Annotated in this window: 16 protein-coding genes; 4 read left to right on the forward strand and 12 right to left on the reverse strand. The window is 52.7% G+C overall.

The features are described from left to right. Positions 1 to 29 precede the first annotated feature (29 nt). A complete protein-coding gene (locus BLO43_RS05495; RefSeq protein ID WP_090906198.1) occupies positions 30 to 710 on the forward strand; it encodes a DUF4197 domain-containing protein in 681 nt (226 codons plus the stop codon). 13 nt (positions 711 to 723) lie between these two features. On the opposite strand, the gene BLO43_RS05500 is transcribed toward BLO43_RS05495, so the two are convergent. From BLO43_RS05500 to rluD, 9 genes are all read right to left on the reverse strand, one after another. Then, positions 724 to 1,377 carry an ABC-type transport auxiliary lipoprotein family protein gene (locus BLO43_RS05500; RefSeq protein WP_254773347.1) on the reverse strand — a complete coding sequence of 218 codons (654 nt, stop codon included), beginning with the start codon at positions 1,375 to 1,377 and terminating at the stop codon, positions 724 to 726. Beyond that, positions 1,374 to 2,297 carry an MlaD family protein gene (locus tag BLO43_RS05505; protein WP_090906199.1) on the reverse strand — a complete coding sequence of 308 codons (924 nt, stop codon included), beginning with the start codon at positions 2,295 to 2,297 and terminating at the stop codon, positions 1,374 to 1,376. The genes BLO43_RS05500 and BLO43_RS05505 overlap by 4 nt, the downstream gene beginning before the upstream one ends. Before the next feature lie 9 nt (positions 2,298 to 2,306). After that, positions 2,307 to 3,110 (reverse strand): ABC transporter ATP-binding protein, encoded by an 804-nt coding sequence (locus tag BLO43_RS05510; RefSeq protein ID WP_090906200.1) that lies wholly within the window; start codon positions 3,108 to 3,110, stop codon positions 2,307 to 2,309. A 9-nt stretch (positions 3,111 to 3,119) separates the two neighbouring features. Next, positions 3,120 to 4,253 carry an MlaE family ABC transporter permease gene (locus tag BLO43_RS05515; protein ID WP_175443871.1) on the reverse strand — a complete coding sequence of 378 codons (1,134 nt, stop codon included), beginning with the start codon at positions 4,251 to 4,253 and terminating at the stop codon, positions 3,120 to 3,122. A 999-nt stretch (positions 4,254 to 5,252) separates the two neighbouring features. Continuing rightward, complete coding sequence (locus BLO43_RS05520; protein WP_254773348.1) at positions 5,253 to 5,723, reverse strand: hypothetical protein; 471 nt, start codon at positions 5,721 to 5,723, stop codon at positions 5,253 to 5,255. Positions 5,724 to 5,867: 144 nt separating this feature from the next. Then, positions 5,868 to 7,205 (reverse strand): 30S ribosomal protein S12 methylthiotransferase RimO, encoded by a 1,338-nt coding sequence (rimO, locus tag BLO43_RS05525; RefSeq protein WP_090906203.1) that lies wholly within the window; start codon positions 7,203 to 7,205, stop codon positions 5,868 to 5,870. A 110-nt stretch (positions 7,206 to 7,315) separates the two neighbouring features. Next, positions 7,316 to 8,122 carry a ZIP family metal transporter gene (locus BLO43_RS05530; protein WP_090906204.1) on the reverse strand — a complete coding sequence of 269 codons (807 nt, stop codon included), beginning with the start codon at positions 8,120 to 8,122 and terminating at the stop codon, positions 7,316 to 7,318. Positions 8,123 to 8,348: 226 nt separating this feature from the next. Further along, on the reverse strand, positions 8,349 to 9,098 hold the full coding sequence (pgeF, locus tag BLO43_RS05535) for a peptidoglycan editing factor PgeF (RefSeq protein ID WP_090906205.1): 750 nt from the start codon (positions 9,096 to 9,098) through the stop codon (positions 8,349 to 8,351). After that, a complete protein-coding gene (rluD, locus tag BLO43_RS05540) occupies positions 9,095 to 10,132 on the reverse strand; it encodes a 23S rRNA pseudouridine(1911/1915/1917) synthase RluD (protein ID WP_090906206.1) in 1,038 nt (345 codons plus the stop codon). The genes pgeF and rluD overlap by 4 nt, the downstream gene beginning before the upstream one ends. Between rluD and BLO43_RS05545 the strand changes: the two genes are divergently transcribed. After that, the gene (locus BLO43_RS05545; protein WP_074631541.1) at positions 10,131 to 10,937 is read left to right on the forward strand and encodes an outer membrane protein assembly factor BamD; all 807 of its coding nucleotides are present in this window, start codon (positions 10,131 to 10,133) and stop codon (positions 10,935 to 10,937) included. The genes rluD and BLO43_RS05545 overlap by 2 nt on opposite strands. A 114-nt stretch (positions 10,938 to 11,051) precedes the next feature. On the opposite strand, the gene BLO43_RS05550 is transcribed toward BLO43_RS05545, so the two are convergent. The 3 genes from BLO43_RS05550 to BLO43_RS05560 all read right to left on the reverse strand — a co-directional run bounded on the left by BLO43_RS05550 (position 11,052) and on the right by BLO43_RS05560 (position 13,422). Then, positions 11,052 to 11,561 carry a universal stress protein gene (locus BLO43_RS05550; RefSeq protein ID WP_090906207.1) on the reverse strand — a complete coding sequence of 170 codons (510 nt, stop codon included), beginning with the start codon at positions 11,559 to 11,561 and terminating at the stop codon, positions 11,052 to 11,054. 391 nt (positions 11,562 to 11,952) lie between these two features. Further along, the gene (locus BLO43_RS05555) at positions 11,953 to 12,657 is read right to left on the reverse strand and encodes an MIP/aquaporin family protein (protein WP_090906208.1); all 705 of its coding nucleotides are present in this window, start codon (positions 12,655 to 12,657) and stop codon (positions 11,953 to 11,955) included. Positions 12,658 to 12,750: 93 nt separating this feature from the next. Beyond that, the gene (locus BLO43_RS05560) at positions 12,751 to 13,422 is read right to left on the reverse strand and encodes an arylesterase (RefSeq protein WP_090906209.1); all 672 of its coding nucleotides are present in this window, start codon (positions 13,420 to 13,422) and stop codon (positions 12,751 to 12,753) included. On the opposite strand from BLO43_RS05560, the gene BLO43_RS05565 reads away from it, so the two are divergent. Together BLO43_RS05565 and BLO43_RS05570 are read left to right on the forward strand one after the other, a co-directional pair. Further along, positions 13,421 to 14,107, forward strand: a complete 687-nt coding sequence (locus BLO43_RS05565; protein ID WP_090906210.1) for an ABC transporter ATP-binding protein — start codon at positions 13,421 to 13,423, stop codon at positions 14,105 to 14,107. The two genes, BLO43_RS05560 and BLO43_RS05565, sit on opposite strands and share 2 nt — an antisense overlap. Further along, the gene (locus BLO43_RS05570) at positions 14,068 to 15,306 is read left to right on the forward strand and encodes an efflux RND transporter periplasmic adaptor subunit (protein ID WP_254773349.1); all 1,239 of its coding nucleotides are present in this window, start codon (positions 14,068 to 14,070) and stop codon (positions 15,304 to 15,306) included. The genes BLO43_RS05565 and BLO43_RS05570 overlap by 40 nt, the downstream gene beginning before the upstream one ends. Positions 15,307 to 15,384 lie beyond the last annotated feature (78 nt).

Here is a 15,384-nt window from a genome sequence, read left to right on the forward strand (position 1 = left end):
TCAGCCAAGCGTCCAACAGGAGTTGCACCATGCGCACCATTACCGTCATTTTTGCCTGGTTTCTGGTTTCCATGCCTGCCTTCGCCACCGGAATTGAAGCGCTATCCGATGACGATGCGGCTGATGGCTTGAAGCAGGCGCTTACTCAAGGTGTCAATGCAGCGGTAGACAGATTAGGCGTCGCAAACGGATTTCTTGATAATCCCAAAGTCAAAATTCCCTTACCCGGCACGCTACAAAAAGTGGAAGGGGTTATGCGAACTTTAGGCGCGAGCAAGCATGTTGATGGTTTGATCGTCACCATGAATCGCGTAGCAGAAGTGGCAGCGGCTGAAGCCAGGACACTGATGTTGGATACAGTGGAAAAGCTGCCGGTGGAGAATGCCAGGAAAATTCTTACCGGAGGTGACGATGCGGCCACCCGGTATTTTCGCGCCACTGCTTCGGAGGAACTCGCTCAAGAATTCCTGCCTATTGTGAAAAACGCCACAAACCAAGTGGATCTGGCCAAGAAATATAATGATTTCGCCCGAAAAGGCGGGAAATTTGGCCTGATAGCGGAAAAATATGCAAACATCGAAGGCTACGTTACACAAAAAACGCTGGATGGGCTATATCTGATGATGGCGGAAGAGGAACGCCTCATTCGTAATGAACCGATGGGTCAGGATAACAAGGTTCTGCAGAAAGTATTTGGATCATTGAAATAAAAAATCGTCAAGGTCAAGGATTCTCCGCCAGTTCTTTCGCCTCCTCCGGTAATTTCTCGGCAAGCCAGCTAATCAGATTTTCGATCAGTTTGTCGCTCGCTTCGGTCAGGCCGCGCACCGCACCTGCGGCGTTGGCCGTGGGCGCCGCCTGCTCCGTACTGAAGCTGCGCTGTGCCAGTAATGAACGAGTACTACGCTCGATAAGGCTGGCACGCAATCTGATTACAGCGCGGCTTTGATGGGGCGTATCGAATATCTGGGTGAATTCTTCCAGTTCAAGGCGCAATATATAGTCTGCCCGCACGCCATCACCGGCGCTTACCACCCTCTCATTACTGACACCGGCAATGTAACCCTTGACCCGCTGCGTGAGCAAAGTCGCGGGTGCCGCCGCCCAGCGACTGTTTGCATAGGTATATGATCGTGCAGGATCGTGATATACCAGCCGATACTGGATCGTAGGGTTATCCAGCCACGCGGGAGAGGTCGCCGCCACCAGCAGGCTCGTGAATAGGTGTGGCGGGTTGGATGATTTATCGGTGGCACCGGATGCAATGAATGGCTGTTCCAAGCCGAAGTCATATACCGCCGTGGGTACCTGAGCTCGGGGAGTCGCGCATCCCGCAAGCAGCAGAACTGCAAGAACCGGAAATAAAAATATCGTCATTTGGAAATTCCCTGAGGTGATGCCTGGGGTGATACAAAGCCATCCTCTCCCGGACCCGGCGGCGGTGGCGATCTGCCGAACAGCAAACTTCGGGGTTGCTCTTCCAGTTGCAGTAGAACGCGATCCACGCTGCGGGAATTTCGCGTGATGCCTTCAGTAGCTTCACGCAGTTTATGCATGGTGTCGGTCAGTTCTCCTGCCGTATGAGACAGACTGTCGACAGGTCCTCCCTGCTGATTGATCTTTGCCGTGATCTGGTTAAGATCGATTATCAACTGATCGGTGTGTTTCAGTACCGAACTTGCGTCGGCTGCCAGGCCAGGCAGGGACTTGAGACCAGGTTCCAGTTGGCTGACGGCGCCGCGCAAACGGCCGGTTACACCCTCGGTATTCTCCAGTATGTGTGAAAACCGGGTCTGGTTTTGATCGCTAAGCAGCAGATTCAGACGCTCCATCAATCCATTTGCATTACTGAGCAGGAGTTGCCCTGACTCGGCTATGCTATCCAGTGCGGAGGGGCGAAAGGGAATCTGAGCGGGATTGTCCGAGTCGGTCTGCAATCGTTCAGCTTGTTTGCCGTCGTCATTCAATTGCACAAATGCAAGCCCCGTCAAGCCCTGGTAGCCAAGCTGCGCGTATACATTTTTGGTTAGCTCCAGGTCTGGGTCCACAGCAATGCGAATTAAAATCAAATGCGGAGTTTTCGGATCCAGACGGATGCTCTCCACCTTGCCGATGCTCACTCCGCGATAACGCACCACCGCCTGGGGGTTAAGTCCGTTAACGGGAAATTCCGATACCAGCAGATATTTGTCACGCGTGGCAGTCCCTCCGCTGAACCACATCGTAGCCACTGCGATGGCCACACTCAGAAGAATTACGAATAAACCCGCCGCAAGGGCATGGGCACGGTTTTCCATAACAACTCCCTATAAAACGTCGCAAATGTTTTTGGGCTCATCGCCGGTACATCCCAGCGCTTTCCGGCCACGCTCACCGCGGAAAAAGTTTGTAACGAATGGATGATTTGTACCCACAACCTCCGGCAGACTGCCCAGCGCCACGATACGCTGTTCCGCCAGGACGGCTACGCGATCGGAAAGCGCCACCAGTGTATCCAGATCATGCGTCGCCATGACAATGGTGAGCGTCAACTCGGTGCGCATTGTCCGGATCAGTTCGACGAATCCCTCGCTAAGCTCCGGGTCCAGTCCGGCGGTAGGTTCGTCCAGGAACAGCAGGTCCGGATCCAGGGCTATGGCCCGCGCCAGCGCTATGCGTTTGATCATGCCCCCGGAAAGCTCAGCGGGCATCTTATTCGCATGCTCCGGTGCGATATCCACCATTTTCAGTTTGAGCATGACCAGATCGCATATCATGCTCTCGTCCATTGTGCGCAGCTCGCGCATCGGCAGCGCGATATTGTCAAACACCGATAGTGCGCTGAATAATGCGCCTTTTTGAAACAACACTCCACAGCGGTTGCGCATGGATTGCAATTTCTCACGGTCATGGCTATGCAGGGGTTCGCCACAAACCCGAATAATGCCTTCCGTCGGCATCTCCAGACCCAGCATTTGCCGCATCAGAGTAGTCTTGCCACTGCCGGAGCCTCCTACCAGTGCGAGCACTTCCCCGCGATATACGCAAAGATTAATATCTTCGTGTACTACGTGGTCACCGAAGCGGGTATGCAATCCTTCCACCTCAATAAGGCACTCGCCGTTCGTCATTAGATCGCCTTACTTTAATCCAACATTGGAAAAAACAACGGCGAAAATCGCATCAATAATAATCACGACAGTGATCGCCGTTACGACTGAATTTGTGGTGCCTTCGCCCAGGCTCTCGGTATTGGATTTGATTCTCAAGCCGAAATGGCACGAAACCAGCGCAATCATCATACCGCACACCACACCCTTGCCCAGCCCCAGCCATAAGTTGGCAACCGGCACCACGTCCTGCAGTTTATTCAGGAAAAATTGATAACTGAGTCCCAGTTGAATTTCTGCAACAACCATTCCGCCCACCAGCGCGACGGCGCTGGTCCACAATACGACCAGCGGCATCGCTATCCCTAATGCCATCACTTTTGGCAGGATCAGCCGTAGACTGTGAGGTATTCCCATTACGGTCAACGCATCCAGCTCTTCGGTTACCCTCATCACGCCCAGTTGTGCGGTCATGGAAGAACCGGACCGTCCGGCCACCAATATTGCGGCAAGCATGGGGCCGAGTTCACGAATAATGCTGACGCCAAGGATATTGATGATGAATATGTCGGCGCCAAATGTCTGCAACTGCCTGGCGGAGAGGAAGCTCAGCACGATCCCAATGAGAAATCCCACCAGCGCGGTGATACCCAGCGCCTGTGCGCCGGTACGGTATAGATTTGCCGAAATCTCACGCCACGGAATATGGGCGGGGTGACCGGCCAGATATATTACATCCAGCAGCATTTGACCAATCAGCATAACGAGACCGGTCAAATGTTCCCACAGCAAAAAAAATGCCTTCCCGAGATTTGTGATGGGCCACAGCAAATCACGTGGAACGGGTGCGGACGGGGCCGGCGCCTCCTTCATGCGGTTAAATAACCTCTCGTGCTCCGGCCGCAACAATAAATGGGATGGACGGCGCGAGCCCCAAGCTCGCCACAGCAGCACCGCTCCGGCGTCGTCCATTTGCTCGATTCCGGTCAAATCCCACCGTAATTCGGTGTCGGCCGCATACGCAACCAATTCGGCGGGCAGCGTATGCAACCGTTGCCCAAGGTTAGCCAGCGTGTAGTTACCGGCAAGTACTAACCGGAGTGCGCCATCCTCGCCGGTGACACGATGCAATACCATTAATGAATCACCTTGATTCTCCGGCATTATGCTTGAACCCGATCAGTATTAACGAACCATAATACGGCATTTGGGCTTCATAGCCACTCTCACCCATTTTCTACCCACCCTTTTGGCAAAGGTGGCTTTACTCGCCCGAATAGGGCCTGGGTATTCCATGAGCATCAAATCGCAATCCAGGTCATTTTCTTAGTAGAACTCATTCAAGGTTTTGGGATCAAGCGTTTGAGTGCCTTAAGCGCTGATATCAAGAAGTAGAGCACGCGCCACATCCCCTTTGACCACAATTCAGCCTATCAAATTCCGTTACAATTTTATACATGAGTTGACCGCGTCAGCCCCATCGCCTTTTTATTCGTAACGTTCATCCTGCGGACTCCAGCATAATGCTGTCCCGCGCGAGTGTCGAAACTTCTTACACCCCCGTCTTTCTCATTTCCAAGCATATAGGTAGATAGCTGTTATATATTAGTTATTAATACCTGGCATAAGATTTGCTTGTAGACTAGTAGAGCAATTGTATAAAGTTTCAACGCGACTGACCATGGAGAAAATTGATCGTAAGGGAGCGGTAATCCTGACCCGATTTTTTTAGTTTAGCTCAGGGAAAAGAAACAGGGGGTACGGAAGAGGCAACAATAATAATAATGCAGGAAGAATAATAATAATAATGGCAAAATCAGGATCGGGGTAATATTTTTAAGATATGAAATGTTACCCTGACCCTGATTATTTTTTTGTATCGTCTTAACCCAGGTATTTCATAAATTCGTGTGATGATTGAGCGGGGTTTTGTTTCGTAGGGAAATTTTGTTTAGTCGGGTGTATGGTATGAATAACTACGCCACTCTTTCATAAAATTTCCCTACGAAACAAAAGACCAGTGAGGACGCGTGGATTTATGAAATATTCGGCTAAAATTATGCCTGCTGAGTAGTTGCTGACACAAACTCACCGGCAGCCGTTCCGCCCTCTCCCCCCGTTGCGTCAAATACCTGCTGGTATTTTGTGTTGGTAATGCTAATGTCAATGCTGATGATGGGAAGAATGCATTCCCGGTTGAGCGGATTGCTCCTTGACGCGAATCTGATAGCCGGCGTGACAGGCATTGCACTTTTTCATGGATTCGCTCAATTGCCGTAGCGTATGCTTGGGATCTTTCAAGGATTCAGCATCCATGGCGATCTGGTCGAAATCCTTATGTACCGACATGCCAAGCTGCATGAACTCCTTCGGTAGTATCGCCTTGAGATGGTCTTCGGCTTTGTGCGTCATCCCCATGCCTAGTGGTCTCGCGTAACGCGCGACCGCTATCATATCTTCCCTTAGAAGTGCATCCAGAATATTCTGCGTTCCGGTTAGCAGGGCTCGCATTTCGGTAAGCACATGATCGCGTTGCATTTCATTAAATGGCAGTATCTGGCGTTTATCGACCTCGTTTGCCGCCACCGTCGTCGTGGCAATTAAGCCCAGCGCAATAGCAAGAATCTTTTTCAAATTAATCTCCCGCATGAATTGATTTAATTTTTTTGCTCGATATTCAAGTCATAGTCCCTTGATTCGCTGTACATGCTTTGGAGTGCAATGGCATACCATTGCTTCCGGTGTTTAGGAAACTCATGCGGCGCTACGCTGGCTGTATTATGCAACCATCCCCTTGGCCCATAAATCATGCGCATCAGAGCTGGTAATTTCGACCTCGATAAACTCGCCGGGTTTCATCGTTTTTGCGTTACCGATGTAAACCACGCCATCGATTTCAGGTGCGTCGGCGCTGCTACGAGCGATGGCTTTGTTTTTCTGTATTTCGTCCACCAGCACGGTCATGTGTTTGCCGATTTTTCGGGTAAGCAGCGTGGCACTGATTTCTTCCTGCACCGCCATGAAGCGGGCGCGGCGTTCTTCCTTTACCTCTTCGGGGATGTGATCGGGCAGCGCGTTTGCAGCGGCACCCTGCACTGGCGAGTAGGCGAAGCAGCCGACGCGGTTCAGTTGCGCTTCCTGCAGGAATTCCAGAAGTTCTTCAAACTCCGCTTCCGTTTCGCCGGGAAAACCAACAATGAAAGTACTGCGCAGCGTAATATCCGGGCAAACCTCCCGCCATTGTCTGATGCGTGCCAGATTGTTTTCGGAACTGGCGGGGCGTTTCATCGCCTTCAGGATGCGCGGGCTGGCGTGCTGAAACGGCACGTCGAGATAGGGCAGGATTTTCCCTTCGGCCATCAGTGGAATCACTTCATCGACATGAGGATAGGGATAGACGTAGTGCAATCGCACCCACACGCCGAATTCCCCCAGGGCACGTACCAGCTCGGTCATGCGGGTTTTGAGCGGCCTGCCTTGCCAGAAGCCAGTGCGATATTTCACGTCAACGCCATAGGCGCTCGTGTCCTGAGAAATGATGAGCAACTCCTTGACACCGGCGTTAACCAGATTCTCCGCCTCCTGCATGACCTGATTAACGGGACGGCTGACCAGATCACCGCGCATGGAGGGGATAATGCAGAAAGTGCAACGATGATTGCAGCCTTCGGAGATCTTGACATAGGCATAATGCCTGGGGGTGAGACGTATCCCCTGCGGAGGGATCAGGCTGGTATAAGGGTCATGCGGCTGCGGCAGATGCATGTGTACCGCCGCCATGACCTCCGGCAACGCATGCGGGCCGGTGACCGCCAGCACCTGTGGATGCGCTTGTTTGACCACTTCGCCGCCGCCTTTGGCGCCGAGGCACCCGGTGACGATAACCTTGCCGTTCTCCGCCAGCGCTTCGCCAATGGCATCCAGTGATTCCTCCACCGCGCTGTCGATGAAACCGCAGGTGTTGATGACTACCAGGTCCGCGTCCTCGTAGGTGGAGGAGATATCATAGCCTTCGGCACGCAACTGGGTAAGAATCTGCTCGGAATCGACCAGCGCCTTGGGGCAACCGAGCGAGACAAAACCGACTTTGGGTGATAAGGGTTTGGGAGAGGACATGGCTACTGAAATATTGGCTATGGAAGAAATAAAGTATCGGAACAGGGCCTACTCAGCCTATGAGAGCCTCGACTGATTCGACCGGTTGACTGATCTGGCGATTCAATGGTTCAGGCATGATGAGAGAAAAGGCTGCCGGCCAGCCAGATGGAACTGATGCCCAGTGTGATAAGTGCAACCTGCTGTATGGTCGCATCGATTTCAGGGCGTTTGTGCAGGCCGGGAATCAAATCGGACATTGCCACATAGATCATACTGGCCGCGGCCAATCCCAGCAGCGATGGGAGAAGATGATTCATGTCTTGCAACATGAAGTAGGTCAACATGGCGCCGATCAGCGTGGCAAAGCTGGATAACAGGTTAAAAAGCAGCGCCTGCCGGCGAGTATAACCGGAATTGAGCAGAATCAGAAAGTCACCGGCTTCCTGCGGAATCTCATGCGCAATAATGGCGATAGAGGTGACAATACCCAGTTGTATGTCGGCCATGAACGCCGCCGCAATGAGTATGCCATCGACAAAATTGTGAAACGTGTCGCCCAGCATGATCAACATGCCGCTGCGACCATGATCGTGATCGTTCGCAGGTGCGGCCACGATATCGGCGGTCCCGTGCAGTGGATCATGTACCTCGCATTCTTCCAGGTGACAGTGGCGCCACAACACCAGTTTTTCCAGAATGAAGAATAGCAGGATGCCAAACAGCACCGTGCCGGTCATTTGGGCGGGATCTTTTGATAATTCGAGCGCTTCCGGCAACGCGTTGAGAAATGCGGCTCCCAGCAGCGCCCCTATCGCGTATGAAACCAGCATTTGTACCCACGAGACGCGGGTATTGAGTGTCAACGCGGCAGCGAACAATACGCTTAATGCGCCGCCAAACAGAGTCGTGATGATGATCCACGTGAGAACAGACATTAATCTAAATCCGGCAGTTGTAGCGAATTCACCAAGAAAGTGAAGGTGGAGTGATGCAGTACATCATTACGGGTCATGGCGCTTAACTGGAAACGAGCTGAAAAATGAGCGGTCTACCGCTGGATTCAGGCTTAAAGATGATTTTCGGAAAATGCGGGATTATACGCTTTTGCAGGATGTAAAACCGAAGCAAAAGGGGCAATGGTGGCAGGGCTTCGCCGCATATTCACCTATCCAGCCAGATCAATCCTGCCATTCGTCCGGTACTGCCGTCCCGGCGATAGGAAAAGAATTTCCCCGGGTTGCTGAAGGTGCATTCGCCTCCGCCGTAAACTTCGGTGACGCCGGCTTCCGTCAATCGCTGTCGCGCCAGCAGAAAAAGATCGGCGAACCATTTGCCGTTGTGAGCGTGGTGGGGCCGGAAAGCGATAGCGGATTCCCTGTCATGCTCGATAAATGCCTGGCGCACTTCCTCACCCACCTCAAAATGGCGAGGGCCGATTGCAGGCCCGAGCCATGCCATGATCCGGAGGTCTATCCCGTCTGCCCGGCTTATCTCCGATAGCGTGCGTTCGATAACTCCTCCCACCATTCCCCGCCAGCCCGCATGGATCACGCCGGCCAGGGTGCCCGCATGGTTGCACAATAGTATAGGCAGGCAATCGGCGACAAGCACCGCACAGATGTTGCCGGCGCATCGGCTGAACGCGGCGTCACCATCGCAGGGGGCGGAACAATCATAATCGTCGATCCTGACAGACGTCGTGCCGTGTATCTGTTTCAGCCACCGGGGTTCGCCCGGCAAAATTTGACACAGTAGAGAGCGGTTTTGTTCGACCGCTGCAGGATCGTCGCCAACATGATCTCCCAGGTTAAAACTGGCGTAAGGTCCACTGCTGACTCCACCATTTCGCGTGGTAAACAGCGCCTTGACATTGCCGGGTGCGGGCCAGTCCGGAACGATCCAGTCGTTCATGCAGGTGAATTGACGAGCGTGGAATTACGTTCGCGATGTTGTCGCAGCATCAGCAGCAATCGGTTCATATCCTCGGGTAATGCCGCCTCCCACATCATTCTTCTGCTGTGTTGCGGATGGGATAACTCCAGTTTTTGTGCATGCAACGCTTGTCTTGGAAAACCGGCAATCAGTTGTCCCGTTTCTCGCGAGATTTTTTTCGGCTTGCCGCCATAAACCGGATCGCCCACCAGCGGATGACCAATGGAGTGCATGTGCACACGAATCTGATGCGTGCGGCCGGTTTCCAGGCTGCACTGAAGCAGGGTGCAGCCATCGAATTTTTCCACCACCCGATAGTGGGTACGTGCCTCCTTGCCGCTCGCGGTAACGGTCATTTTTGTACGCTGTACCGGGTGCCGTCCCACCGGTGCGTCAATCCACCCTTCGACGGAAACGTGGCCGAGCACCAACGCCAGGTAATCACGTTTCACGGTATGTTTTTGCAATTGCCGCACCAGACTGGTTTGTGCTTCCAGGGTTTTCGCCACCACCAGCAGCCCGCTGGTTTCTTTATCCAGCCGGTGTACGATGCCCGCACGCGGCACGGCGCTCAGTTGCGCCGCGTGGTGCAGCAGCGCGTTCAGCAGGGTGCCTCGCCAGTTGCCGCTGCCGGGGTGTACAACCAATCCGGCCGGCTTGTTGATAACCATGAGCACATCATCTTCGTAAATAATATCAAGTGGGATGGCTTCGGCGGCATAAGCGGTTTCGATGTGACCGCTTAGGGGTTGCCTGACCTGTATCTTTTCTCCACCCCATAATTTTTGTTTGGGAATGGCTTCCCCCTCATCCACGCTAATCCGCTTTTCCAATATCCAACCCTGTAGCCGGCTGCGGGACCAATCGGGCAGCAGGCGCGCCAGCGCCTGGTCAAGCCGCATTCCCGCGTAATCCGGGGGGATGGTCAATTCGGTGATGCTGTCAGCCGATTCAGACAATAGGGGCTTTGCGCTATAATGATATTCGTCCTTACTTTCCGGTGAATTTGCCATGTCGCGTAGTGTAGCTTTATTTCTGGTATTGCTGCTATCAGCGTGTGGCCTGCTGCCAAAACAGAACAACCCGGACGATTCCAAGAATTGGTCTGCCAGCAAGTTCTATTCCGAGGCGAAATCGGAGATGTCCAGTGGAAATTACTCGGCCGCAATTAAACTATTCGAGCAGCTGGAAGCCCGTTATCCCTACGGACGCTATGCGCAGCAGGCGCAGCTTGAGATTGGCTATGCGCATTACAAAGACGGCGAACAGGCCACGGCTATTGCCGCCGCCGACCGTTTCATCAAACTGCACCCGAATCATGCGAACGTGGACTATGCTTATTATCTCAAAGGGTTGGCAAATTTTAACGATGACCTGGGGCTGATGGGCATCGTATCGGAAAAGATTCTCGGCCAGGATATGAGCGAGCGCGACCCGAAGGCGTCACGTGAGTCATTCGATAATTTCAGGGAATTGGTTACCCGTTTTCCCGATAGCAAATACACGCCCGATGCAGTACAACGCATGAAGCATCTGGTGAATGTAGTGGCGCTAAATGAGGTGCAGGTAGCGCGTTATTACATGAGACGAGGCGGCTATGTCGCCGCTCTCAATCGTGCGCAATTTACCCTTAAGGAATACCCGCAGACGCCGGCCACGGAGGAGGCGCTATTCATTATGATAAAAGCCTATGATGCGCTGGGAATGACCGATTTGCGTGATGACGCCGCGCGCGTGATGACAAAAAATTTCCCTAACAGTCGATTCTTCCCTGACTCGACCGCGGCGACCGGCGATTCCTGGTGGAAATTCTGGTAGCGCGGGTCCTGGCCTGAAACTTCCACCGGGACCCTCTCCAAATTATCGTAAGCGGCATAACAAGGATCTGACCGCTTGTCACATCGATTCTTCAGGTCTGGCAGATTGCGGGCGTCAGGCAGTCTTCGGATTCAATGTGATGGAGTGTGCGCTATCTTTCCCGGCAGATTGCTTGTGTGTGGTTTCGTCCTGCAAGCGGATTGCCATGACATCGCATGTGGCATGATGCAGGACACTGTTTGCCGTTGATCCCAGCAACAGAGCGAGGCCATGACGCCCATGCGAGCCGACAATAATTAAATCCACCTGCTCCCGCTCCGCAATCCGCACGATTTCCTGCCCTGGGACCCCCCAGACCATCCAGCGGCAGCCAGGGTCGACATTCAGCTGGTCACCGAGTTGCATCAACCTAGATTTCTCCGCTTCCAGCAATTCGTATGATGAATCTCTGTACAGCGGAATAATTGTGCCATAGGCCGTATCCGGCATCGGAATATTATCCAGTACATGAATAATGCTCAGTTTCGCATGAAAAATGTTTGCGAGATGCTGTGCTTTTTGGATCACATAATCGCCATGTGCGGAAAGGTCCACCGCCAGTAAGATATGCTGATAGCTATCCATGGTTTTCCTGTGTGTTTACTGATGCCAGATTGTTTTTCCAATATCCGGACATGCTATTTTAAGCGTGTCCCTGATTCTGCCAGATGTGAATTTACCATTTCAATATCTCACTAGGCTCTGAATCATGGGTATTCAATGGCGACGCCAATCGGGTCATATCATGGTGAAGAGAGGCTGCATTCGCATCACTAATGCAAGCCAGCAGGCATGCTGGCCGCCTGGGTACCGGTAACGGCAGAGACAATTCCGGCAATATCAAGGTACCGGGGATTTAACTCTTGCGCGAATGGAGAGATTAAAAAGGTGGATAAAAATTCAGATGGGTCAAAGTGTTAACATAATCCACATCGAGCAATTCTATTCCCTTTTTTGACTCTCGCAAGAAACTTGATCACAACAATTTAAAAATAGAAACAGCAAGAAGGCCTCCAACTATGGGGCCGATCACTGGAATGTACGCGTAGCTCCAATCGCTGTCCCTTTTATTGGGTATTGGCAGAATGGCATGCATAATGCGCGGCCCCAGGTCACGAGCCGGGTTAATCGCAAAACCCGTCGTCCCACCCAGTGATAAACCGATGCCGAATACCAGCAAAGCAGCTGGCAGGGCGTCCAGTGATCCAAGACTGCTCTGCGGGGCAACCATATGCAAAATGCCAAAAATCAATATAAATGTTCCGACAATCTCGGAGACAAGGTTATTGAAAGGACTTCTTATCGCGGGTCCGGTACAAAATGCGGAAAGTTTTGCGTTTGCATCTTGCGTTTGTTCAAAATGTTGACGATAGGTCACCCATACGATCAGCGCACCGATCATCGCACCCAGCATTTGTCCGGCGATATAAGTGGGTACGTCGCCCCACGCGAATTTACCCGCGGCAGCCAAAGCAATGGATGCGGCCGGGTTGATATGTGCACCGCTTACAGTGGACACCGCATACACGCCGACGAATACAGCAACTCCCCATCCCAAAGTAATGGCAATCCAGCCGCTATTATTGCCCTTTGTTTTACTCAATACGACATTGGCTACCACACCGTTCCCAAGTACAACCAGCAGGCAGGTACCTATCAATTCGCCGAAAAAAGGTGTCATCTTTTTAAGTGAAGCGCTAAATTGGGATCAGGGATAAAAACCATACTCACATTATTAGTATAGCTCAACAGCACACCGGGTCAATGTAAAGTTTCAGGGGCGTCCATCAGCAATGGTCGGCTGTGATTTAAGCATTGTTCGTAATACTTTCCACACATTTTCCATGATTTTTTGTTGTGCGTGCCCATTCGGATGTATTCCATCCGCCTGAAAGAATTCACGCTTGTCGCCAAAACCATCCAACAGAAAGGGTACCAGTTTGAGCCGGTGGCGTTTTGTCAGCTGCGTGTAAATATCCTGAAATTTTTGTGTGTATGCTATACCATAATTGGGCGGTAGTTGCATCCCCGCCAACAGCACCGTAGCGTTATTTCTCTGGCAGGCTTCAATAATGGCTTCAAGGTTGTCACGAATGGAATCGATGGATGCGCCGCGCAATCCGTCATTGCCGCCGAGTTCGAGAATGACGATGTCCGGGCGATGGGTTTTTAGCGCCTGTTCGATACGATTGCGTCCACCCATCGCGGTTTCGCCACTGATGCTGTTGTTGATCAGGTGAATCTGCGATTGCGTTTGAAGCCGTTTTTTCAGCAGACTGACCCATCCAGCTTCCTGCGGCAGGCCGTAGCCGGCAGACAAGCTGTCGCCGAACACCATAATGGTAGTGTCCGCTGGGGTGGACGCGGCTCCGGGCACGGCTGTGGCGCCCGAGTTGGTGGAGATAAAAGTAAATAGCGTATAGAGGATAATCAGGAAATATTTCATGACAGATAACCTTGTTGAAAAGCCTATTGTGCAGGCAATCGCCTTGACCAAACGAGTCAGCACTGGCGACGATCAGCTCACCATTCTGGAGGACATTAACCTTAAAGTAAATGCGGGCGATTCCGTTGCCGTGGTGGGCGCGTCGGGTTCGGGTAAATCGACGTTGCTGGGATTGCTGGCAGGATTAGATACTCCCTCAAGCGGCAAGGTTCATCTTGATGGAGAAGATATTTTTTTGCTGGATGAAGATGCGCGGGCGGCACTGCGCGGACGCATGCTGGGTTTTGTATTCCAGTCATTTCAGTTGCTGCCCGCGTTAACCGCGGTTGAAAACGTAATGTTACCGCTGGAACTCGCCGGTGCAAACAATGCAAGCACTGCCGCACTGGAATTGCTTGAACGCGTTGGGTTGGGAATGCGTCTAAAGCATTATCCCAGGCAATTGTCCGGGGGTGAGCAACAGCGCGTTGCCATTGCACGCGCATTTGTCACGCAGCCGCAATTATTGCTGGCTGATGAACCTACCGGCAATCTGGATTCCGCCACAGGTGCACAAATCATAGAACTCATGTTTGAACTGAACCGCGAACGGGGAACGACATTGGTTCTGGTTACGCATGACGAAGCTATTTCCAGTCGCTGCGCATGGCGGATACGGTTGGCTGGGGGAAGGGTTATAAATTGACCGGCTCGATGGAAGGCAAGTCCCAAACAAAACCGGTGCCGGGTACCAGGCGGCGTGCATGGGTCACAATGGCCGGGATTTTGTTCGTTGCGTTGATTGCCGCTACCTGGATCTGGCGCAACCAGAGTGGTGCGGCGGATGTGAAGAGTAAGCGTGACAGGGGCAATAGCGCGATTCATGTCGCCACCGCCTTGGCTACCCGAAGTAATATGGCGGTCAGGTTGACGGCCAATGGTACGGTGACCGCACAGCAGATGGTGGCGGTGCGGCCACAGCTTAGCGCCATGATTAGAGCCGTGCACATCAAGGAAGGGCAATTTGTGCAAAAGGGCGAGAAGATGTTCACGCTTGACGCGCGCACCGAGGACGCCAATCTCAGCCGGACTGAAGGACAATTGGCCAAATCCCGGGTTGATTTGACGAATGCCGAGCGTAATCTCGAGCGCCAGCGCGAATTGTTTCGGCAAAACTTTATTTCGCAGGCTGCGCTCGAGGTGGCGGAGAGCCAGGTAGACGGGCTCCGCGCCCTACTTTCGGTGGATCAAGCGACGGTGCAGGCAAATCGCGTCACTCGCGGTTTCAGCGAAATCACCGCGCCTATTGCCGGGCGCACAGGTGCCATTCCAGTGTATCAGGGCAGCCTGGTACAACCGAATGATGCCTTGGTAAGCATCACACAGATCGATCCGATCAATGTCAGTTTTACCTTGCCGGAGCGCGAGTTTGTCTCTTTGCAACAAGCGCTTGCCAAAGGTGAAGTACCCGTTAATGTAGTGCTGGATGCGGCCGGAAAGCAAACACGCCAGGGCCGGTTGATATTTGTCGATAACATGGTAGATACGGCGAGTGGCACCATTGGTCTCAAAGCGGAATTTCCCAACGCGGACAGGCATCTGTGGCCGGGCATGTTTGTTCCCGTAACGCTGACGCCGCGCACACTGGCTGGCGCCCTTACGGTTCCCGTGCAGGCAGTGCAGAATGGTCCGGATAGGAAATTTGTTTACGTAATTGGAGAAGATGGCAAAGCGAACTCTCTAACCATTGAGGTACGTTTGATTCAGGACGGGCTTGCCGTAATAGAGGGAGAAGGCGTCGCGCCGGGTACGCGTGTGGTGGTTGAAGGGGCGCAGAATCTCAGGCCGGGCAGCGTGGTAACAGAGGTCAAGCCCCGTAGTGGTGAGGCTGGAGTTGGCAGCTAGGTGATGAGTCAATCAACGGATCGGCAATTGCACCTGAATTCGATAGTTGACCGCTCATCCCACTTCGGAGTCGCACCT

The sequence above is a fragment of the Nitrosospira sp. Nsp13 genome, assembly GCF_900101945.1.
In the GTDB taxonomy this organism is placed as follows: domain Bacteria; phylum Pseudomonadota; class Gammaproteobacteria; order Burkholderiales; family Nitrosomonadaceae; genus Nitrosospira; species Nitrosospira multiformis_D.